This is a genomic window from Kribbella sp. NPDC051936 (assembly GCF_040680955.1).
Lineage (GTDB): Bacteria > Actinomycetota > Actinomycetes > Propionibacteriales > Kribbellaceae > Kribbella.
Genome location: NZ_JBFAXS010000015.1, coordinates 1 through 20,031, shown reverse-complemented (window position 1 = coordinate 20,031; position 20,031 = coordinate 1). Strand labels below are relative to the sequence as shown.

17 protein-coding genes are annotated in these 20,031 nt (G+C 67.3%); 10 read left to right on the top strand and 7 right to left on the bottom strand.

The genetic code is table 11. The features are described 5' to 3' along the window. Positions 1-18: 18 nt before the first annotated feature. On the top strand, positions 19-330 hold the full coding sequence (locus AB0L64_RS39005; RefSeq protein WP_363718001.1) for an STAS domain-containing protein: 312 nt from the start codon (positions 19-21) through the stop codon (positions 328-330). Beyond that, positions 327-776: a hypothetical protein gene (locus AB0L64_RS39000; protein WP_363718000.1), complete on the top strand. Its 450-nt coding sequence runs from the start codon at positions 327-329 to the stop codon at positions 774-776. The genes AB0L64_RS39005 and AB0L64_RS39000 overlap by 4 nt, the downstream gene beginning before the upstream one ends. A gap of 42 nt (positions 777-818) precedes the next feature. On the opposite strand, the gene AB0L64_RS38995 is transcribed toward AB0L64_RS39000, so the two are convergent. Together AB0L64_RS38995 and AB0L64_RS38990 are read right to left on the bottom strand one after the other, a co-directional pair. Beyond that, positions 819-962 carry a hypothetical protein gene (locus AB0L64_RS38995; RefSeq protein ID WP_363717999.1) on the bottom strand — a complete coding sequence of 48 codons (144 nt, stop codon included), beginning with the start codon at positions 960-962 and terminating at the stop codon, positions 819-821. Positions 963-1,035: 73 nt separating this feature from the next. Further along, positions 1,036-2,367 carry a site-specific integrase gene (locus tag AB0L64_RS38990; RefSeq protein WP_363717998.1) on the bottom strand — a complete coding sequence of 444 codons (1,332 nt, stop codon included), beginning with the start codon at positions 2,365-2,367 and terminating at the stop codon, positions 1,036-1,038. Positions 2,368-2,505: 138 nt separating this feature from the next. On the opposite strand from AB0L64_RS38990, the gene AB0L64_RS38985 reads away from it, so the two are divergent. Together AB0L64_RS38985 and AB0L64_RS38980 are read left to right on the top strand one after the other, a co-directional pair. After that, positions 2,506-3,294 (top strand): hypothetical protein, encoded by a 789-nt coding sequence (locus AB0L64_RS38985; RefSeq protein WP_363717997.1) that lies wholly within the window; start codon positions 2,506-2,508, stop codon positions 3,292-3,294. After that, the gene (locus AB0L64_RS38980) at positions 3,287-4,435 is read left to right on the top strand and encodes an XRE family transcriptional regulator (RefSeq protein WP_363717996.1); all 1,149 of its coding nucleotides are present in this window, start codon (positions 3,287-3,289) and stop codon (positions 4,433-4,435) included. Before AB0L64_RS38985 ends, AB0L64_RS38980 begins: the two co-directional genes overlap by 8 nt. A 141-nt stretch (positions 4,436-4,576) precedes the next feature. On the opposite strand, the gene AB0L64_RS38975 is transcribed toward AB0L64_RS38980, so the two are convergent. The 4 genes from AB0L64_RS38975 to AB0L64_RS38960 form a co-directional block, all read right to left on the bottom strand. Continuing rightward, positions 4,577-4,957, bottom strand: coding sequence for a VOC family protein (locus AB0L64_RS38975; RefSeq protein WP_363717995.1), 381 nt, complete (start codon positions 4,955-4,957; stop codon positions 4,577-4,579). A 557-nt stretch (positions 4,958-5,514) separates the two neighbouring features. Further along, positions 5,515-8,292, bottom strand: coding sequence for an AAA family ATPase (locus AB0L64_RS38970; RefSeq protein ID WP_363717994.1), 2,778 nt, complete (start codon positions 8,290-8,292; stop codon positions 5,515-5,517). A 164-nt stretch (positions 8,293-8,456) separates the two neighbouring features. Continuing rightward, entirely contained in the window at positions 8,457-10,052 is a 1,596-nt protein-coding gene (locus tag AB0L64_RS38965; protein ID WP_363717993.1) for a GMC family oxidoreductase, read from the bottom strand. Beyond that, positions 10,049-10,468, bottom strand: a complete 420-nt coding sequence (locus AB0L64_RS38960) for a hypothetical protein (protein ID WP_363717992.1) — start codon at positions 10,466-10,468, stop codon at positions 10,049-10,051. Before AB0L64_RS38960 ends, AB0L64_RS38965 begins: the two co-directional genes overlap by 4 nt. A gap of 387 nt (positions 10,469-10,855) precedes the next feature. Between AB0L64_RS38960 and AB0L64_RS38955 the strand changes: the two genes are divergently transcribed. Together AB0L64_RS38955 and AB0L64_RS38950 are read left to right on the top strand one after the other, a co-directional pair. Continuing rightward, a complete protein-coding gene (locus tag AB0L64_RS38955) occupies positions 10,856-11,833 on the top strand; it encodes a redoxin domain-containing protein (protein WP_363717991.1) in 978 nt (325 codons plus the stop codon). 149 nt (positions 11,834-11,982) lie between these two features. Then, complete coding sequence (locus tag AB0L64_RS38950; RefSeq protein ID WP_363717990.1) at positions 11,983-13,149, top strand: MFS transporter; 1,167 nt, start codon at positions 11,983-11,985, stop codon at positions 13,147-13,149. A gap of 50 nt (positions 13,150-13,199) precedes the next feature. On the opposite strand, the gene AB0L64_RS38945 is transcribed toward AB0L64_RS38950, so the two are convergent. Then, positions 13,200-14,099 (bottom strand): alpha/beta hydrolase, encoded by a 900-nt coding sequence (locus AB0L64_RS38945; protein ID WP_363717989.1) that lies wholly within the window; start codon positions 14,097-14,099, stop codon positions 13,200-13,202. Between the two features lie 417 nt (positions 14,100-14,516). Between AB0L64_RS38945 and AB0L64_RS38940 the strand changes: the two genes are divergently transcribed. From AB0L64_RS38940 to msrA, 4 genes are all read left to right on the top strand, one after another. Beyond that, complete coding sequence (locus AB0L64_RS38940) at positions 14,517-15,749, top strand: epoxide hydrolase family protein (RefSeq protein WP_363717988.1); 1,233 nt, start codon at positions 14,517-14,519, stop codon at positions 15,747-15,749. 224 nt (positions 15,750-15,973) lie between these two features. Beyond that, the gene (locus AB0L64_RS38935) at positions 15,974-17,401 is read left to right on the top strand and encodes an epoxide hydrolase family protein (RefSeq protein WP_363717987.1); all 1,428 of its coding nucleotides are present in this window, start codon (positions 15,974-15,976) and stop codon (positions 17,399-17,401) included. A 747-nt stretch (positions 17,402-18,148) separates the two neighbouring features. Further along, complete coding sequence (locus AB0L64_RS38930) at positions 18,149-18,763, top strand: sigma-70 family RNA polymerase sigma factor (protein WP_363717986.1); 615 nt, start codon at positions 18,149-18,151, stop codon at positions 18,761-18,763. Positions 18,764-19,181: 418 nt separating this feature from the next. Then, positions 19,182-19,694, top strand: a complete 513-nt coding sequence (gene msrA, locus AB0L64_RS38925) for a peptide-methionine (S)-S-oxide reductase MsrA (protein WP_363717985.1) — start codon at positions 19,182-19,184, stop codon at positions 19,692-19,694. The last annotated feature ends 337 nt before the right edge of the window (positions 19,695-20,031 follow it).

Sequence of the window (20,031 nt, the reverse complement as noted above, 5' to 3'; positions counted from 1 at the left end):
GCCGCGGAAGGGCCGTCGATGACCGACCCCACCCACAGCCCGCCTCCCCAGAAGGCGATCGTGACCCTGTCCGAGCCGGATCTGGGCAGCGGACCGACCGCCTTGCGCTGGCAACTGCGCGGTCTGGTGATGGACGGTGTCAGCCTGGTCGTCGTCGACGTGTCCGAGCTCGACCAGATCTCCTCGACCGTGCTGGCCGCGTTGCTCGACACGCATCGCGTCTGCCGGCGGCGCGGCGGTGGCGTGGTCATCCGGCACGCGAGCCGCAGGATGTCCGACGTACTCCGCAGGACCGGGCTCGACCGCGTGTTCGAGGTCGAGGCAGCATGACGCGCCCGTACGTCGACGTCACGGTGGTCGAATTCGCCGCCCATACAGCTTTTCTCGACCCGGTCACCGGTATCGGTTACCTGGTGCTGCCGCCGGACGGATCCGACATCGAGGCGTTGTCGGATCCTCTGGTCGAAGCGGCCTGGTCCGAACGGCTCACCGACGTCGAGCGCCCGCGGCCGCTCTCCCTGCACACGGCCGACCGGCAACGGGCACTGGCCTCGCTCGCAGAGACCGGATGGAGTCTGCTGCACGACGAGGACGGCGCGGTGGAGTCAGCAGGACGGACACGCGACGGGCGCCGGGCCGTGTGCATTTACGGACCGGCGACGACAGAACAGCCGTCGTACGAGGCGCTGGACTGCGCCATCATCGCGCTCGACATCGCCGCGGACCTGGACCCGCGCACCACCTGCGCCGAAGCTCCCAGCGTCCGCTGGGACTGAACCCGCGCAGCACGGGCCGTCTGCCCTGGTGCTTGGATTCTCCTAGTTTCGCAGGGCTTCGAGCTCGTCCCGGTGCTTGTTGACCCACGTTGCGAAGGACTGCAGCTCGGGGTTCAGTTCGCGGACCTTGGCGAGGTTGCGGTCGCCGGTGAAGTCGTCGTGGTTCTCGGCGTAGAACTGGAACATGTGCGTCAGGTCCTCGTCTCGGAGCTCTGCATCTCGCCTGTTGGGGGAGCCTTGCAGATAGTGTTTCCGCAGGTCAGATGCCCAAGTCAGGTCCTGCGTCGAGGTCTTGTGCGGCGAGATCCAGTAGATGTGTTCTGACGGTCTGTTCCGCCACTGTTCCGTGAGCCGCTAATGAAAAGATGCGGCCGAGGCGCGAGTCGATCGCCTTGCGGGCGCGATCGTGCGACGACGGCAGCATATGAGTGTAGAGGCGCAGCGTGAAGCCCGGGTCGCCGTGGCCGAGGTACTCCGCGAGCTCCTTGATATTGACACCGTCGGCCAGCGTCACACTGGCGTAGTAGTGCCGCAGCGCATGCATGCCGGTTTCGCGGTTCGTGGTGTACTGGAGGGCTCCGCGCGCGTTTCTCACCGGCTGCGGGATGACGCCGGCGGCCGCGAGCGCAGGAAGCCAGACCCGCTCGTTGAAGCCACGGGCCGCGATGCGCCGGTCGTCGCGCCATCGGAAGAGGATATTTGCCTCGTGAGGCTCGCCGGTCGGCTGTTCCCAGGGCAGGCGGTACGGCCGCGGCTCGAAGGCGTCGATGTGCTGAAGCAGTGTCAGCGCGGCCCCCTCGGACATCGGAACTGTGCGTTCTCGATCGTTCTTTGGCAGGGCGAAGACGAAGTGTTTCCCCAGACGCTTCACCTGCCGCCGAACACGGATGACCATCTCGTCGAAGTCGATGTCCTCCTGGGCGAGGCCGAACAGCTCCCCCTGGCGCAACCCCGCTGCTGCGCCGACCGTAGGAATCGCTCGATACTGCACCGGGTGGCACTCGACGACGCGCTCGACAGTCTCGTCACTCCACGCAGTGATCCTTCTGGTCTTGGGGACCGGCACCTTGACCACCTTGGCCTTGGACGGATTCCGCTTGATGATGTCGTCATCGACCGCCAGTTCGAATGTCCCGTGCAGCACAACGAAGGCCGTTCGCGCCGTCGCTGTCCCCTTGCGCCGCTCGAGATCCGCGATCCAGTTCGCGATCTCGGATGGCTTGATGCTCTTCACCTGCCGCTTACCGAACTCCGGAAGCACATGCAGACGCCAAGCCGTCTCATACCGGACCACTGTTGTCGGATCGACCACCCGCGATCCCAGCCAGCTCTGCGCAAGAGTCTCGAACCGCACCGTGCCGGCCTGTGGGTCGACGTACTCGCCACGAGCGACGTCAGCCTCCATCTCGGACGCAAATCGGCTGGCCCGCACCTTGGTATCGAACGCCCGCGACTTCTCCTTCCCGTCCGGTCCTACCCATACCGCCAACCACCGCTTCCCTCGCCCCCACCTCTTCTCGTTCCGCTCGCGCTTGACCGACCCATCAGCCTGCACGACAGCCGTAGTCCACAAATCCTTGGCGAACGCCATTCGAGGACCTCCCACTCGATGCCTCAACGAGCCCGCTCAACGCACGAGCCCGCGAGACTTCGAGACCGGCCACTCGGTGCGCGAACCATGCCGGTTCTGAATCCGACCAGCGGTGCCGGAGGTCGACACGCCCGAAGCGTGCCATTGACGTTCGAAACTAAAGCGCAAGGCTATGATCGTCGCTGTAGACTTCAGGAGGCGACTGTGGATGCAGGGCGGGCTTGGGCTCTGGAGACGTTCGGCATGTACGGCCCGACGTTGCGCGACGAAGTCGCGCGGCACGTGCGGGAAGAGCACGAACTCAGCCTCGACGCTCAGGACGCCTCGGGCCACCGCTCGGCCAGTGTCTACGGCCAGTTCTGGCGCGGGATTCTGGAGCGGTTCGAGCAGTTCGAGAGTCTGCCCGGCGTCGTGCTCGTACGCCCTGGCGGGGCGCCGTACCGGATTCCAGTGATCAACGGCGTCGCGGTCTTTCCTTGGCGGTTCGCGAGCAGCGGTCAGACGGAGCTGACGCAGACGCCGTTCGTGACATCGCCGGCGCGCTTCGAGGCAGCGAATCTCGGTGGCGTTGCCTTACAGGAGCCGTTGATCGATCTCGAGCCTCCGGACCCGAACCTCAGCGAGGAGGAGTTGCGGCTCCTCGACCTCTTCACGAGTACGACGAACGCGCCCGAGGTGAGCTCAAGCCGCATGGTGATCGTCGCGATTTCCAGCTCCGTGCACGGCTTGCATTCGGTGAACTGGGGAGAGGTCTGGTTGACAGCTGACGGGTACGTCGACTGGAAGTCCTTCCATGAGAGCCTGCTGCGCCTGCAGCCGACGCTGCCGGTGTCGGCATCCCCGGCCCGGACGTTCACCTCTGGCGACGTGCCGTCGAAGTTCCCCGCGATCGACGAACAGGCCTCGGATACCTCGGCAGATGGCTGACGACGGTCTTGACGGTCCGGAGCTGACGCTGTTCGGCCGCGCCGGCAATGGAGGCTTGACTGCGATAGCCAATGGGTTTGATCCAGGGCGCCTGACTCAGGCTCGGGTACTTGCCGAGCTGACGAAGGCGGAGCTTGCGGACAGGGTCGGTGTCTCCGCGGCAGCTGTCGGGCAATACGAGGCCGGCTCGACCAAGCCTCGCCCAGAGTTGGTGCGCGCGATCGGCCGTGCCCTCGGCGTCGCGCCCGAGTTCTTCGCCCTCGGACGCCCGTTCGGACGCCTCGATACCTCGGACGCACACTTCCGTAGTTTGCGGTCTACTCGCGCGAAGGATCGTGCCAAGGCGGTCGCACATGCCGAGCAGCTCTGGGAGCTCACCAACGCTCTGGAGAAGCGAGTCAGGTTCCCCGACCTCTCGCTGCCCGAGATCCCGGAGGGCACGTCGCCGCGAGAAGCGGCGCGCACATTGCGGCAGGCCTGGGGGATGTCGCGTGGTCCTGTGCCTCATCTCGCAGCGACGATGGAGTCGCGAGGGATTGTCGTCTGCCTGATCCCGCTGACGAACGAAGCTGTCACGCGGGTGAAGGCATACTCCACCGATGCGCTCGGGCGCCCACTCGTCATCGTTACACCCGAGCGCTTCAAGTCCGTCTACGAGTACCGATTCACCTGTGCACATGAAATCGGCCATCTACTGCTGCACCCGATACCCCTACCGGGCGACCGGAAACAAGAGCGAGAGGCGGACCAGTTCGCGGCCGAGTTCCTCACCCCTGGTGCGGAGATTCAGCCGCTGTTGCCGAAGACGGTGCGGATGGCGGTACTTGACGCCTTGAGCCGGACTTGGGGCGTGTCGATCGAGTCATTGATCTACCGGATGGGCGAACTACGGTTGGTGTCCGACGTATCGATTCGGCGGGCGCACCAGCGCCTTGCGCAGATGGCGGAGTTCCGACGACCGGAGCCGTTGACCTCGTATCCCGGTGAGATCCCGACTCTGTTGCAGGAGGCAATGGAGCTGGCCAGGCGTCAAGGCCTCGATCACGCGGCGCTTGCCCGCGAGCTCTGCTGGACTTCGTCGCACCTGGGCGAATTGCTCGGACAACCCGACGAGCGTCCCCGTCTTCACGTCGTGCGCTGACTCCGAAACAACCTATGCGAGCCGCGGCGGGTGCAGCTGCGACCAGGGCAGTTACGTGACCTGGGCTGATTTCCACCCGAGATCTCACGAAGCGTTACACGGCTGACTGACTAGATCGAGGACGTAGCTGCAGTTCGTGAGTCAGTTGCGGAGCTGGACGATCCCCAGCGCGTTCGCTCCCGGGTCGACGATCCACGCAGCCCACGCGAAGCCAAGGTCCGCGATGCCGTCGACGGTCTTCAACCCGGGCAAGTCGTAGTCCTCGACGTCGACCCCGCGAGTCCGGAGTTCGTCCACTTCGGCGCGAAGGTCGTCGACGAACCATGTGGCTTGAGTCTGGGTGTCCGAGGTGCCAGTCGTGCTTCTCGTGATCTCCAGTCGGGTCCCGCGACCGCAGTGGAACACGAGGTCGTCCGCTCCCTCGCTCAGGATCGCCAGCCCGAGCCGCACGTGATAGAAGTCTCGCGCCGCCTCCAGGTCCTTGGCTAGCAGCACAGGATTGATCGGGTAGTCGCCAAGCATGAGTCGTCCTCCTTCGAGTGCCGTGCTGGGTCGACCGACACCACACTCGCGAGAGCAGGTGCCGATCAACATCAGTGCGTCGAACCCCTTCCGACGGTGTCTTCGGCCACCACAAGTTTCCGCAACACCGACTCGCTGAACACCCGGGGCAGCTACCGGGGTCTCGCCCCGGTAGCGCACCAGGTACCGGGGCGACGGGGGCCGACCGGCCGGGGCACCACAGGGCCGGACCCGGGTCCTGCTGAGAAGCCTCAGCGATCCACGCTGCTGCCTAGGTCTTGGCCCCAGTTTGAGGAGCACGAGGGCGACGTGGTGTGACTCCGACCGCAAGAAGCACGAAGTCCACAGACCGGGGCTTACCCGGGCGGACGCTTCGTGCGCTGTTCGCTCGTCCTCAGGCGCCCCTCGCCGCGGGGCCGCCGCTCGTAGCGGGAATAATGAGGCCCGGAGGGGTCAAGCGGGATTAGCTGTCCTCCATAACCGACCCGGCTGGGATGCCGTTCCAGCGGGCCATGCGCTCACCACGCACGAAGCCGCGGAGCACCCGGCACGCGCGGTCAGGGTCCGTCCGTACTGGTGACGACCCTCGTGTCGTGGGTGTCAGAGCTCGCAAGCGCGGCAGCGAGCTCGCGGCGGGACCGGATGTTCAACTTCATGTACACGTTTCGCAGGTGCCACTCCACGGTCCGGGGGCTCAGGAACAGCCGCTCTCCGATCTCGGCATTCGATAGGCCGTCCCGCGCGAGGCTAGCGACCTGGCGTTCCTGCGCGGTTAGCTCGTCGAACGACTCGACGCTGCGGCGGTGGACCTTCTCACCGGTCGACTCCAACTCCGAGCGGGCCCGGTCTGCGAACGCTTCCATACCGAGGTCGGCGAACAGGTCGAACGCGGTGTGGAGCTGGTCGCGGGCCGTCAACCGCCGGTTCTCACGGCGCAGCCACTCGCCGTAGAGCAGGTGTGCCCGGGCCAGCTCCGGCCGCAGTGGCGTCTGGGTCAATCGTTCGATGGCCTCGCAGTAGAGCTCCTCGGCCTTCGGTCCGTCGGCCGCGAGCGCCTCGCTTCGCGCCTGAATACCCTGCGCGAAGTGGGACCGGCAGAGCCGGGTGGTCCCGTCCAACCTGATCAGAGCCTTGCGTGCCAACGCCGGGTTGCCGGACCGCATCGCGCTTTCCACGAGCTCGGGCAGGATCCAGCCGAACACCCAGTGGTTCGGCGTCCCATCCAGGGCCTCGGCTGCGGCTCGAGCAGCCTCCTCGTACCGGCCCAGGCCGTTGAAGAGCACCGCAGACGCCCACCGGGCGCGGGCGGCGGTCGAGCCGTCTCCGCCGAACTGGTCGATCGCGTGCGCGATGGTGGCCGACGCCTCAGGTTCACGGCCCTGCATGGCCCGTAGCCGCAGCAGCGCGTAGGGCGGGAACCGACTTCCGGTCGCTTGCGCGACGCTGTCGAGCTCGGCGACCAGGGCCGCGGTGTCGGAGAACTCGCCTTTCCAGGCGGTGGCCATGCCTAGGTAGGTGAGGTGCACGGGCAGTGCGGCGAGCTCGCCGGCCTCCCGGACGACCTTGACGTTGCGTTTGGCGGCTGCGTACCAACCGTCGTAGTCCCAGATCGCAGCGTAGGCGCCGACAATCATCCAGCCCCACCGCAACACGTCATGGGTGGACATGGTCGCTGCGGTCTGGGTTGCCCGCGTCAGCAGCGGGTGGGCTGCCGCGTGTCCGTCGAGGGTCAGCAGGGCGAGCCCGTCCAGGAGCAGGTCGCGCGGGTTTTCGTCGGCCACTGGACTGGGCAGCGCCCGCGCTGCCTGGGAGATCTGGGGCAGGAACTCGCGTGCGGCCCGCTCTTCGCCCAAGCCGGCGGCGCCCCACGCGGTCAGGTAGGTCTCGCGCGACAGGTCCTCGTCGTACGGTTCGAGTTGGCGTGCGGCGCGCAGCAGCAGCGGTGGTGCGTCGCTCCACAGGCCTGCAGCGAACGCGACCCGGGCGCGGAGCAGGTCGCAGCGGCTGTGTTGGTAGCCGTCCATGGTCCCGGTCTCCGCGGTCGTGACCAGGTCGAGCGCCCGCTCGAAGGCGCCAGCCTTCAAGCTCGTCTCCGCGGCAGCGATGGCGCGTTCGGTCCGCAGCGTCGGGTCCTCGCTCAGCGCAACCGCCCGCTGCAGGAACGCTGCAGCAGCCGCGAGCCCACCACGCGCCCGGGCCCGGTCGGCGGACTGCTCCAACTCGGCGGCCACGTCCTCGTCCGGGCCGGCCGACGCGGCGGCCCGGTGCCATGCGCGGCGGTCGGGGTCGTTCTGCTTGTTCGTCGCCTGCGCCAACGCCAGGTGGACTGTGCGGCGGTCCTCGGCGGAGGCGGCCTGGTAGACCGCGGAGCGCGCCAGCGGGTGTCGGAAGACCACTCGGTTGTCGATGCTCAGAAGGCCCGACGCGATCGCGGAGTCCGCGGCCTCGGGTCGGATCCGCAGGCGTTCGGCAGCGTTCCACAGCAGCAGCGGGTCTCCGATTGGCTCGGCAGCGGCGATGAGCAGCAGCCGGCGCGTCTTGGCCGGCAGATCTTCGAGGCGCCGCAGGAAGCTTTCCTCGATGCGTCCCGACAGCGTGTGCTGTCCGACCAGCCCGAACCCGCCGGCCAACTGGGTGGGGGTCAGCCCGTTGGGGAGCTCGAGCAGAGCAAGCGGGTTGCCGCCGGTCTCGGCGACGATCCGGTCGCGGACCATCTCGTCGATCTTGAACGGAACGGCCGAGTCCAACAGCGCCCGGGCTTCGCCGTTGCTGACACCGCGCACAACCATCTGCGGTAGGTCGGCCATCGTGTCCGGAACCGTTCGGGCCGCGAAGACGATGCCGACCCGTTCGGCCAGGAGACGGCGCGCGACAAATGCGAGCGTCGACGCCGAGTTGTAGTCCAGCCACTGGCAGTCGTCGATCACGCACAAGAGGGGTCGTTCCTCCGCCACGGCAGCGAACAGGCTCAAGGTTGCGAGGCTGACCAGGAATCGGTCCGGTGCTGCTCCGTCGCTCAGGCCGAACACGGTCGCGAGGGCGCGCCGCTGCGGGCCTGGAATGTCGTTGAGGTGGTTCAGGAGTGGCGCGCACACCTGGTGCAGGCTGGCGTAGGCCAGCTCCATCTCCGACTCGATCCCCGCCGCCCGCGTTATAGCTACGCCGTCTGCGACGCCTGTCAGGTGCCCCAGCAACGCGCTCTTGCCGATGCCGGCGTCGCCGCTGAGCACCAGGGCACGGCTCTTGCCCCGTCGGACCGCGGCAACCAGGTCGCCGAGGTAGCCGCACTCAGTCGCTCGGCCACGCAACTCGGGGACAGCCGCTACGGTTCGCACAGCCTCCACATGGATGCGGACGGCGGGCAAGGTAGAGCGTAAGGGGCTGTCGGCGGGGTTTCCGCTTGTTGGCTCTGGATCCAAGACCCGACTCCTTTCCGCGGAGGCGATAGGCGCACCCGTGTGGCAAGTCGCGGTCCAGGGCCCGAGCTCCGCGGCCGCGGCTAAAGGTTCCCGGCCTTCATCTGCTCCTCGATGTGGTCGGCCTGCCGCAACGCCAGCGCCACGATGGTCAACGTCGGGTTGGCCGCGGCGCCTGTGGTCATCACGCTGCCGTCGGAGACGAACAGGTTCGGCACGTCGTGTGCCCGCCCGTACTCGTTGACGACCCCGTCCTCGGGCCGCGCGCTCATCCGTGCAGTCCCCATGTTGTGGGTGTTCGGGTACGGCGGTACGCGAAACGTCCGCGTGGATCCGACGGCCTCGTAGATGGCCTCGCCGGCTGCGTAGGCGTGTTCACGCATCGCCAGGTCGTTGGGATGGTCGTCGAAGTGGACGTTCGGCACCGGCTGCCCGAACTGGTCGAGGACGTCGGTGTTGAGAGTGACGCAGTTCGTCTTCCGTGGGACGTCCTCGCCGACCAGCCACATCCCGGCCATGTGGTCGTACTGCTCCATCACGGCGGCGTAGTCCCGGCCGTACCCGCCCGGGACCAGGAACGACGCGAGGAAGGCCGGGCCTAGCGACAGCGGCTCGATGTAGTAGCCGCCGACGAACCCTCGGGCCGGGTCGTTGCGGGACTCGTCGGTGATGATGCCGGCCATCGTCTCGCCCCGGTACATGTGCACCGGCTGCTCGAAGGTTGCGAACACGGACCCGGTCAGGTGGCGCAGGTAGTTGCGGCCCACCTGGCCGCTGGAGTTAGCGAGCCCGTCGGGAAACTGGGACGAGGTCGAGTTCAGCAGCAGGCGGGCGGTCTCGATGGCGTTCCCGGCCACGCACACCAGGCGCGCGGTCTGGACCTGTAGGTGACCGTCGGGGTCGGCATACACGACCCCAGTGACGCGCCCGGAACTGTTGTGCTCGATTCGGATCGCCATACAGCCTGGCCGCAGGTCGAGCCGGCCGGTCTTCTCCGCGGGCGGGATCTCGGCAGTCAGGGTGGACCAGTGCGCGCGGGACTTGTCACCCTGGTAGTTGAACCCGTCCTGGATCGTGCCAGGGCGACCAGCTCGGGGAACCGGGTTGATCGCCATGCGGCCGGTGGACACGCCTGTGTAGCCGACGCGCTTTGCCCCGTTGGCCATCACCTTGTAGTTGTTGTTCGCCGGCAGCGGCGGGATCCCGTTGGTGCGGGTGACGCCCATTCGCTCCTCGGCCTTGCCGTAGTACGGCTCGAGGTCGGACAGCTCGATGGGCCAATCCAGCAGACTGGTGCCCTCGATCGGGCCATGCGTCGAGAGGGTCCGGAACTCCCAGTCCTTGAGCCTCGGGCATCCGCCGGCCCAGTGCACCGTCGTGCCACCGACGGCCTTGCATGTCCACGCGGGTAAGGTCGGCCAGTCGGTGGCGATCTGCCAGGATCCGGAGGTGGTGCGCGAGTCCAGCCACGCGAGCTGGGCCAGCGAGGGCCACTCGTCGTTGATAAAGTCCTCGGGCTGGTGATGCTCGCCGGCCTCAAGGAGCACCACGTTGACTCCCTTGTGGCACAGCTCGCTGGCAAGCGTGCCGCCTCCCGCGCCTGATCCGATGACGACGACCTCGGCGTCGGTCAGGGAGAAGCGGTGGGGGATGGGCCGGTCTGGGCTGTCGAAGGTCACGGTTCGTCCTCGGGGTCAGGAAGCCAGTCGAGGTCGTTGAAACCGCGGGTCAGGTAGCCGCCCTTGTCGAAGGACGGGCCCTCGTACCCGCAGAGCTCCCAGGTGCGTGTGTCGGAGTACACCTCGACTACGGCGAGGCTGCGGACGAGGTTGAAGAACTCGGTTCCCGCCTCGGATGCAACGGTGGTCAGACGCACCTCCTCAGGGAGTTCGAGAAGTTGGTCGTTGGCGGTGAGAGTGCTCAGCGCAGTGCTGATGACGGCCGCGGTGGCCGCGTCCTCGCCAGCTGCGTCGGCGAGCTTGGCCGCCACCCGGGCGTACACCTCATCAGGCAAGGTGTCGTGCGGGTACATCGCTCGCGAGATCGACGCCACGGTCATGACAGCCTGGTCGTCCAGACGAATGGGGTCGGGCATGGTCGCTCCATCCAGGGGGTCGCTGAGCGATCAGCGACCAAATACCCCCAGGCTCCTCTGGGGATGCTACTCCTCGCCCTTACGGGTGCAAAGGGGCCGCGAAACAACCAGCGAACCGCGCTCGCCGGTCCACAGCAACCGTCCGCAATCCCCGCGCTACAAGGCGAAAGCGCCCGCGACCACGCCTTCCGAGAGGGGCGGAAGGTCTAATCGTCGGCGCACCTCGGCAGGAGTGGCTCAATCGGGCGAGGCGCGCCGCGGGCCGACCCGGGTGCCAGTGTCATGGGATGCCCGTGCTGAGCACGGGCGCATAGCCGCCACGGTCCAGACACGCTGGAGACGTCCCCCACTGCAATCCCAGTGCCATCCCAGACCGAAAGGTCCGCCATGACCGCCGAACAGTCCCGTTCAAGATCAGAGAGCCGCGCCCCTGGCTTCGAAGGCGCAACCGGGTGGCTGAACTCCACCCCACTGACCGCCCACGACCTTCTCGGGAAGGTCACCCTCGTCAACTTCTGGACCTACACCTGCGTGAACTGGCTCCGCCAGCTTCCGTACCTGCGCGCCTGGGACGCCACCTACCGCCCCCACGGCCTGGTCACCGTCGGAGTCCACACCCCCGAGTTCGGCTTCGAGCGCCGGGTGGACAACGTCGAGCTCGCGGTCCGCGAGATGGGGATCTCCTACCCGGTCGCACTCGACAGCGAGTACGCCGTATGGGCCTCCTTCGCCAACCGGTACTGGCCGGCGCTGTACTTCGTCGACCGCGAGGGGCGGCTCAGGCACCACCACTTCGGGGAAGGCGCCTACGACCGGTCCGAGCAGGTGATTCGCGAGCTGCTCGGCGTACACGACCTGCCCGCAGCAGCAGCCATCGAGGCTCAGGGCGCGGAGGTCGCTGCGGACTGGGACCACCTGCAGTCGCCAGAGACCTACCTCGGGTCCGCGCGCAGTGACAGCTTCGCCTATCCCAGCGGCCCACGATTCGGGCAGCCGCACACATACACCGAACCCCCGCCGCTGCCGCTGAACCACTGGTCTCTGCACGGCACGTGGGCGATCGCCCAGGAGTCCTGCACCATGACTGAGGCAGCCGGGTCGCTCGTCATGCGCTTCCACGCCCGTGACCTGAACCTCGTGATGGGACCCACCGACTGCTGCGACACCGTCCACTTCCGGGTCACCCTCGACGGGCAAGCGCCCGATGACGCCCACGGCGAGGACGTCGATGCCGAGGGCTTCGGCGCCGTCACCCACCAACGGCTGCACCAGCTGATCCGGCAGACCGGTCACATCGAGGACCGCACCTTCGAAATCACCTTCCTCGACCCAGCCGTGCAGGTCTTCGCCTTCACATTCGGCTGAACCCGCGCCTCAGGAACGAGGACTGACCCGCGATGGCACACCACCCAGCAGACCCCAGTGGCCGGGTCAAGAAGGCGGCCGCGAGCCACAGTCACAACCGGGGTCGGCGGACCCTCCCTGGGCCGGTTGCGTATGCAGTTGCCGCGTACGTGATCGGCCTAGGCCTGTTCGGCTCGGTCGCACCATCCCCGCTGTACGAGACGTACATGGAGCTGTGGTCGTTCTCGACGCTGACTCTGACGCTGATCTATGCGACCTACAGTTTCGGGGTGCTGGCGACACTGATCCTCGCCGGCAGCGTCTCTGATGATCTCGGACGCCGCCCCGTCTTGCTCGCCGCTCTCAGCGCCCTCATGGTCTCCACCTTGCTATTCATCGTCGCGAGCTCCGCCGCCTGGCTGTTCGTCGCGCGGGGCCTACAGGGCGTGGCCACCGGCGCCGCCGTCGGCACCGCCAGCGCTGCGCTGCTCGACTTCGCCGGCACGCGTGGGCCGGCCAAGGTGAGTCTCACGAACGCGGTGGTGACCACGACCGGCACCGGCCTGGGAATTCTCACCACCGCCGTGCTCGTCCAGACCGCATGGGCGCCCCGGGTCGTGCCCTACCTGATCTTTCTCGGACTGCTCGCAGCGGCAATCGTCGGGTCCTACGCGATGTCTGAACCGGTCGAGTCCACCAGGCGGTTCCGGCTCAGGCTCGAACGGCCGCACGTCCCGGCGGGTGTGCGCGGCCCGTTCATCCTCGCCAGCCTCGCGGTCATCTCGTCGTGGTCGGCCGGTGGTCTCTTCTTCTCGCTCGGACCCAGTCTGGGAGCTGCGCTGTTCGAGTCGACGAACACGGTCGTCTCGGTGCTCGGCATCGTCGTACTCCTCGGCACCGCCGCGGTCGCCCAGCTCGCGTTCGGGTACACCGCACCCTGGCTGGGGGCCACCCTCGGCTCGATTGCGCTCGCGGTCGGCATCCTCGCCATTGCAGTGGCCACCCACCTCGGATCAGGTGCTACTTATCTCGTCGGATGCTCGGTCGCCGGGTTCGGCTTCGGTATCGCGTTCCTCGGCGGCCTGCGCAACCTCCTCGCCGTCATCCCGCCCCCGCACCGCGCGTCGGTCATGTCTGCGTTCTACGTCGTCGCGTACGCGTCGCTGTCGATTCCCGCCGTCATCGCCGGGTTGCTGGTCAAAGACCTCGGTCTTCAGAGGACCTTCCAGATCTTCGGCGCCGTAGTGGCCGTCATCGCACTCGCTGCTGCTGTGATGGCCTGGGCGTCCCGCAGCGCGTCGGCCTGGGCTTTCCTACGCTCCGGGGACGGATCGTGAGACCCGCGCGACGCTGTCCGTGACCGGGGTGATCCATCCGGGCGCTCGGTCTACGCGACACGGTGAGCGGCGGCCCAGTCGCTGTCGGGGGGCAGGAAGTGCCGGAGGACGGCGACGAGTTCCTCGGGTCCTTGTTCGGCCACCCAGTGGCCCGTGCCGGGGATGACGGCGGCGCGGACGTGTTCGGCCGCGGGCATCATTCCCTGGGCGACCTTGTCGCCCCAGCTGAGCGAGCCGCCGATGCCCAGGACCGGGATGGTGAGTTTCGTGGTCGCGCGTTGCGCGTTCTGGTCGAGCATCTGGTCCCAGGCGCGGTAGAAGCCGAACGAGGCGCGTAGCGCGTCCTTGTCACGGTTGTAGAGGCTGATGTAGTAGTCGCGGGCGTGTGCGGGCATGTCGGTTCCGCCGCCCTGCACCTGGAACTCGTATCCGAAGAACGCGTCCGCGTGGTCGTGGACCATGTCAACGATGAGCTCGTCATCGACGCGGTTGAACGGGATGTGCCACAGCCGGTTGTTGACGGTCTCGGGGGTGAACAGCGGCGGGCCGGGTGGCACCACCCCGGGCGGTGCCGGCACCTCTGCGACCGCGAGATGGTGCACCCGGCGTGGGAAGTCGGCGGCCAGTGCGTAGGCGATCGCCAGACCAGTGTCGTGGCCGACGACCGCGAACCGCCCGTAGCCCAGCGTCGACATGAGCTCGGCCATGTCCGCGGCAAGCGTCGCAGTGTCGTACCCGGTCGCCGTCAGCTCCGTCAGGCCGATGCCGCGTTGGTCGACAGCGATCACCGTGAAGTCCCGCGCGAGGCCTGGCATCACCAGACGCCAGGCGTACCAGTTCTGGGGCCACCCGTGGATCAGCAGCAGGGGCGGGCCTTCACCCCCGACGACAACGTGCTGACGGATGCCGTTGGCCTGCACGATCCGGCTCTCGAAGGTCCAACTGAACAACGGAGGCAGCTGCGGAGCGGTCAGCACTGACCCGAACTCAGCGGCCCCAGTGCCGCTAGGAGCGCTCCCAGAGGTGTCCGCGGGCATGTTCACAGGGCCGTTCGCGGTGCCGGTCAGCACGGGGCATCTCGGGCTGTGAGCCGCGGTCACCGCCGCAGAAGGTGAGCTGGGTTGGCCTTCGCAGTGAGCGCGTGCGCACGTGTTCATTGGAAGTCCTCTCTCGACGACGACCCGGGGCTGGGCCGTCGAGATCAGGTTGGCAGCTCCAGCCGTCTCTTCCACCCGTAGTACCGCTGGCACCTACACGGGGTCGCGACCCCGGTGGACAACCCCGGGGTCACCACGGGCGCTCTTCTCCGGCCGCCTCGGCACGCTTCTTGAAACCCGGACGCAAGTCCATCCACCCAGGAGGAGCCCATGGCTACCACAGTTGACGAGCGGACCAGTGCCACAGCGGTACGACCGTTCAAGGTCGAGGTCCCGCAGGCAGACCTTGACGACCTGCGGGCCCGGATCGCCGCCACCCGATGGCCCGAGAAGGAGACCGTGGACGACCAGTCCCAGGGGCCGCAGCTCGCCACCGTGCAGGCGCTGGCGCGCTACTGGCTCGAGGAGTACGACTGGCGCAAGTGCGAGGCCAAGATCAACTCCTTCCCGCACTTCCTCACCGAGATCGACGGCCTCGACATCCACTTCATCCACGCGCGCTCGCCGCACGAGAACGCGAAGCCGCTCCTCGTCAGTCACGGGTGGCCGGGCTCGATCGTCGAGCAGCTGAAGATCATCGAGCCGCTGACCAACCCGACCAAGTACGGTGGCAGCGCCGACGACGCGTTCCACGTCATCGTCCCGTCCATGCCAGGCTACGGGTACTCCGGCAAGCCGACCGAGAAGGGCTGGGGCCCGGACCGCATTGCCGCGGCGTGGGACGTGCTGATGAAGCGCATCGGCTATGACCAGTACTTCGCGGCCGGCGGGGACTGGGGCACCATCGTCGTGGAGCTGCTGGCCGTCAACCACCCGGCCTCGGTGCTCGGCGTGCACGTCAACATGGCTGGCGTCATCCCCCCGGAGATCGACGTCCAGTTCTTCAAGAATGTCCTGGGGGCCTCCCCGGTGCTGCCCAACCTGCCCGCCGACCTCACCGACGACGAGCGCAAGTGCTGTGAGGAGCTCGACAAGGTCTGGACCGGCGGCGTCAGCTACGCCCTCCAGATGGCGGCCCGTCCGCAGGTCATCGTCGGCCAGGCCGACTCCCCGGCCGGGCTCGCCGCCTATCTGCTCGACCACGACGCCAAGAGCCTCGCGATGATCACTCGGTCGGTCAACGGCGAGCCCGAGGGCCTCACACCCAGCGACGTCCTCGACAACGTGACCCACTTCTGGTTGACGAACACCGTGGTGTCCGCCGGCCGCCTGTACGCCGAGAACTCGTACTCGTTCTTCGGCGTCAAGGGCGTCACCGAGGTCCCGGTCGCCGTGAGCGTGTTCCCCGACGAGCTGTACCCGGCGCCGGAGACGTGGGCACGCAGGGCGTACCCCAAGCTCGTCCACTACAACCGGCTCCCCAAGGGCGGCCATTTCGCAGCGTGGGAGCAGCCTGAGCTGTACGTCGACGAGGTTCGGACCGGATTCCGCACGTTGCGGTAACTGCGAACCGATCACCATAACCGAGCATCCCCACCTGGCGCGTGCCTCGACCCGCATGCATAAGCGGGGCTGAGCGACCCCTCCCGAGAGCCACTCACGTCGGTCAGCCCCGCACCCAGCGCACCCCCAAGCAACCCCCAGCACCCCGGTAGTCGCCGGAACGCAGCAGAACGGTTCGAGACGCCGCCGGCGCCCGCCAGACCCAAGGCCAAGGAGGTCTTGTCATGTCTCAAACGTCACCCACACCCCCACCCGACAGGTCGGACACAACGATCACCGACATCTCTCCAAGCACGTCGACGTCCGGGGTCGCCTCGACCCGTCGGACGTTCCTGTCCCGTTCAGCCGCGGTAGCGGCCGCGGCCGCGGCGACGTCGATCGGCACCCAAGGGTTCCGCACCGCGGCGGCCGCTGTCACGCCGGCCCGCCGGACCTCAGGCGGGACGGCGGTGCGCCGGTTCCGCGTCCACGAACCCAGGAGCAAGCTCGTCGACCTCAAGAGGCGTGTCCGCGAGACCCAGTGGCCGGAGAAGGAGACCGTCGACGACCAGTCCCAGGGCCCGCAGCTCGCCACGATGCAGGCACTCGCCCACACGTGGAGCGAGCAGTACGACTGGCGGCGGTGTGAAGCCCGGATCAACTCTTTCCCGCACTACATCACCGAGATCGACGGCCTGGACTTCCATTTCATCCACGCACGCTCCAAGCACGCCAACGCGATGCCCATCGTCATCTGCCACGGCTGGCCCGGCTCGATCGTCGAGCAACTCAAGATCGTCGGCCCGCTGACCAATCCGACCGCGTACGGCGGCAGCTCCGCAGACGCGTTCCACGTCGTGGTGCCCTCGATGCCTGGCTACGGGTACTCCGGCAAGCCGACCGCGAAGGGCTGGGGCCCGGACCGGATCGGGCGTGCCTACGTCGAGCTGATGCGACGCCTGGGCTACAAGAAGTTCGTCGCCGCGGGCGGCGACTGGGGCGCGATCGTCGTCGAACTGATGGCGGTCGACGAGCCGGCGGGACTGCTGGGCATCCACACGAACATGGCCGGTGTTGTCCCCCCGGAGATCGACTCCATGTTCCAGAAGAACCTCCTCGGAGCTGCGCCCGTGCTCCCGAACCTGCCGGCCAACCTCACCGCGGACGAGCGCATTTGCTGCGAGGAGCTGGACAAAGTGTGGACCGGTGGCGTCAGCTATGCGCTGCAGATGGCCTTCCGCCCTCAGGTCATCTATGGCCAGGCCGACTCCCCGGTCGGGGTCGCGGCGTACCTGATGGACCATGACGCCAAGAGCCTGGCGATGATCACCAGGTCGATCTCCGGCGTCCGTGAGGGTCTCTCGCCCTTCGACGTGCTCGACAACATCACACACTTCTGGCTGACCAACACGGTGGTGTCTGCCGGACGCCTGTACGCGGAGAACAAGTTCTCGTTCTTCGGCGTCAAGGGCATCAAGAACGTCCCGGTCGCGGTCAGCGTGTTCCCCACCGAGCTCTATCCGGCCCCCGAGACGTGGGCACGGAAAGCGTTCCCGAACCTGATCCACTACAACCGGCTCCCGAAGGGTGGGCACTTCGCAGCCTGGGAGCAGCCGAAGCTCTACGTCAGCGAGGTCCGCACCGGCCTCCGATCGCTGCGCAAGAAGCTCTGACCAGCAAGCACGAGCGCCCGACGAAGTCCGGTGACGGTTCGACAGCCATCCGCGTCGATACCGTCACCGGACTTCGCTTCGCGTAGTCCCCGAAGCCTGGGGTGATCCCGGCCGACCTGAGGTAGAGCGGAGCGCCCCCCGGGGTGCCAGTCCCCAGTGACAGGGTGGACCGCACTGCGCGCTCCAATACGACATCCGTGTCGATGAGTGATCAGCAGGCACGGAACACGACCTGGCCGCCTGACTCGGACACCTGACCCTGGGGCCATAGCCCAGTGGTCGACCCGGGCGCTGCTCCCCGGTCGTTGGACAAGCCTCGAGGTATCCGTTGAACCGCCGTATGGAGGGAGACACAGTCATGTGGGACGCACCTGAAGAAGTCCGGAGCCGCCTCTCGCACGACCGTCCGTGTCCATGCTGCGGCCACGCGACGCACACCTACCTCCCGTGCAGCGACACCTGCTCCTGCGACGCGGATGCGTCACCGAACGCGGATCCACTGGTCGCCTAACCGCAACGCCGACGCGTGACCGCGGAACCGCGCCTCGAGGTGTGTCTCGCTGCTCTTGGAGTCGGGCCACGGTGGGCGACCGCGTGTGTGCGAGGCGACCAACCCCGTGGTGAAGTCCGGTGCCGCCGCTGGCGCAACCGACGCGGTCGCCGCGGGACCTTGGTGCACAGTCAGCCGCGTTTGCTCGAGCTACGGACCTCGAGGCTGTCGTTCCACCGCGAAGGGAGCTGGTTCGGATGGACGAGACCGTTAAGGCGGCAGTGCAGGACGACCCGGCCGGACAGGTAGAGCTCTCCGGGCCCGCGCCGTCCTGGGACGCGATAGTGAACCGTCACTACGCCTTCGTGTACCGGCGGTGCCTCGTGCTCGCCCGGGACCCGCAGGATGCCGAGGACCTCGCCCAGGAGACGTTCGTCAGGGTCTTCCGGTCGTGGGCGACCTTCCGCCGCCCCGGAAATGTCGAGGCCTGGCTCAACCGCATCGCCACCAACATGTTCATCAACCTGGTCCGTCGCCGCAGCCGCGCGAAGATCTACCCGTTGTCCGACACCGATAACTGGCTCCCCGCACAGACGACCCCTTCGGCGATCGAGCTTGTGACCGACCAGATCCTCGACACCGATGTTGCTGAGGCGCTCGAGGCAGTGACTCCGAAGTTCCGCACCGTCGTGGTGCTCAACGACATCGCCGGGGTACCGCGAGACGAGATCGCCGACCTTCTCGACTTGAAGCCGGCGACGGTCAGCACCCGCCTGTACCGCGGGCGCGAGCAATTGCGTGGTTCTCTCGCACACCGCCGTCGCACCGCGGGGCGGCGCCGTCCAGGCCGTGCTGAGGAGGCTGCGCGATGACTGCCGTTCCCGACCGGCCGTCTCCCGTCGACGGCGCCCTGCCGCCCAGGACGGGCCGCACCGTCATGAGGACAGCCGGCACCAGGACGGATCGATGCGGTCGGCGACGCTACCCGCCGCCGGTCCCCATGGTCCCCGCGCCCAAGCCGTACTGACTACGAGCACCGGCTGGACGTCGAGAGTCGCCGGCAGTACTGCGGCAGAAGGCGGTCGTGGCAAGAGCCGGCTCCGCGAGACCCAGTGCGGCCGAGCCATCCAGCGGTCGGTCATGGTCCGCACAAGCACGAGTCATGCGTGCCAGGTCACCTGTCCCCGGCACCCCGTAGTAGGACCCAGGGGTGACACTGGGGCGTTCGACCGCGGAGCAGGGGCATGCTCATGGTGCGACCACCCGCCGCCCCTAGGAGAGGACCCGACCATGACGACTGAACCGCAGACCGCGATCCTGGCTGGAGGATGCTTTTGGGGCGTCCAAGACCTCATCGACAAGCACCCCGGCGTCATTTCGAGCGTGGTCGGCTACACCGGCGGTGACGTCCCCAACGCGACTTACGGCAACCACCGGGGGCACGCCGAAGCCATCAAGGTCACCTTCGACTCCGACCAGCTCTCCTACCGCGAACTGCTGGAGTACTTCTTCCAGATCCACGACCCCTCGACGAAGAACCGGCAGGGCAACGACCGCGGCAGCGAGTACCGGTCCGAGATTTTCTACACCAGCGACGAGCAACGCGACGTCGCTAAGCGCACGATCGCCGACGTGGACGCGTCCGGAATTTGGCCGGGCAAGGTGGTCACGGCAGTCACCCCCGCCGGGCCCTTCTGGGACGCCGAGCCCGAGCACCAGAACTACCTCAAGCGGTACCCGTCGGGATACACGTGCCACTACGAGCGGCCCAAATGGAAGCTCCCCAATGTCCGCGTTCAGTAACGTCGGGACACCGCGCGTCCGTGCCGGTACGGGACACCGTCCAGCGCAGCCGATGCACGCCGAAGACTCATGTCGAGGGACGTGAGCCTACCGATGACACGGCGCGGTTACCTGGGCAGTTTCGCCGCGGACGGCGTCCTGACGAGAACAATCAGGGTCACCTGTCCGCTGCGGAGGCGTGCGTCAATTGCGAATGGTCTGACATTACGACGGCGAGCCTCGCGAGGTGACAGCAGTGTCAGCAAGCACAGAGTTCCCTGGACCGGTCAAGTGGGTCGACGATCGCCTCGGCATCGCGAAGATCGGCAAGAAGAACCTGCGGAAGATCTTCCCCGAC

Bases quoted from the DNA above. Each gene is read 5' to 3' on its own strand.
- AB0L64_RS39005 (WP_363718001.1), top strand. From the start codon at position 19: ATGACCGACCCCACCCACAGCCCGCCTCCCCAGAAGGCGATCGTGACC.
- AB0L64_RS38930 (WP_363717986.1), top strand. From the start codon at position 18,149: ATGGACGAGACCGTTAAGGCGGCAGTGCAGGACGACCCGGCCGGACAG.
- AB0L64_RS38975 (WP_363717995.1), bottom strand. From the start codon at position 4,957: ATGCTTGGCGACTACCCGATCAATCCTGTGCTGCTAGCCAAGGACCTG.
- AB0L64_RS38995 (WP_363717999.1), bottom strand. From the start codon at position 962: ATGTTCCAGTTCTACGCCGAGAACCACGACGACTTCACCGGCGACCGC.
- AB0L64_RS39000 (WP_363718000.1), top strand. From the start codon at position 327: ATGACGCGCCCGTACGTCGACGTCACGGTGGTCGAATTCGCCGCCCAT.
- AB0L64_RS38990 (WP_363717998.1), bottom strand. From the start codon at position 2,367: ATGGCGTTCGCCAAGGATTTGTGGACTACGGCTGTCGTGCAGGCTGAT.
- msrA (WP_363717985.1), top strand. From the start codon at position 19,182: ATGACGACTGAACCGCAGACCGCGATCCTGGCTGGAGGATGCTTTTGG.
- AB0L64_RS38960 (WP_363717992.1), bottom strand. From the start codon at position 10,468: ATGCCCGACCCCATTCGTCTGGACGACCAGGCTGTCATGACCGTGGCG.
- AB0L64_RS38940 (WP_363717988.1), top strand. From the start codon at position 14,517: ATGGCTACCACAGTTGACGAGCGGACCAGTGCCACAGCGGTACGACCG.
- AB0L64_RS38980 (WP_363717996.1), top strand. From the start codon at position 3,287: ATGGCTGACGACGGTCTTGACGGTCCGGAGCTGACGCTGTTCGGCCGC.
- AB0L64_RS38955 (WP_363717991.1), top strand. From the start codon at position 10,856: ATGACCGCCGAACAGTCCCGTTCAAGATCAGAGAGCCGCGCCCCTGGC.
- AB0L64_RS38935 (WP_363717987.1), top strand. From the start codon at position 15,974: ATGTCTCAAACGTCACCCACACCCCCACCCGACAGGTCGGACACAACG.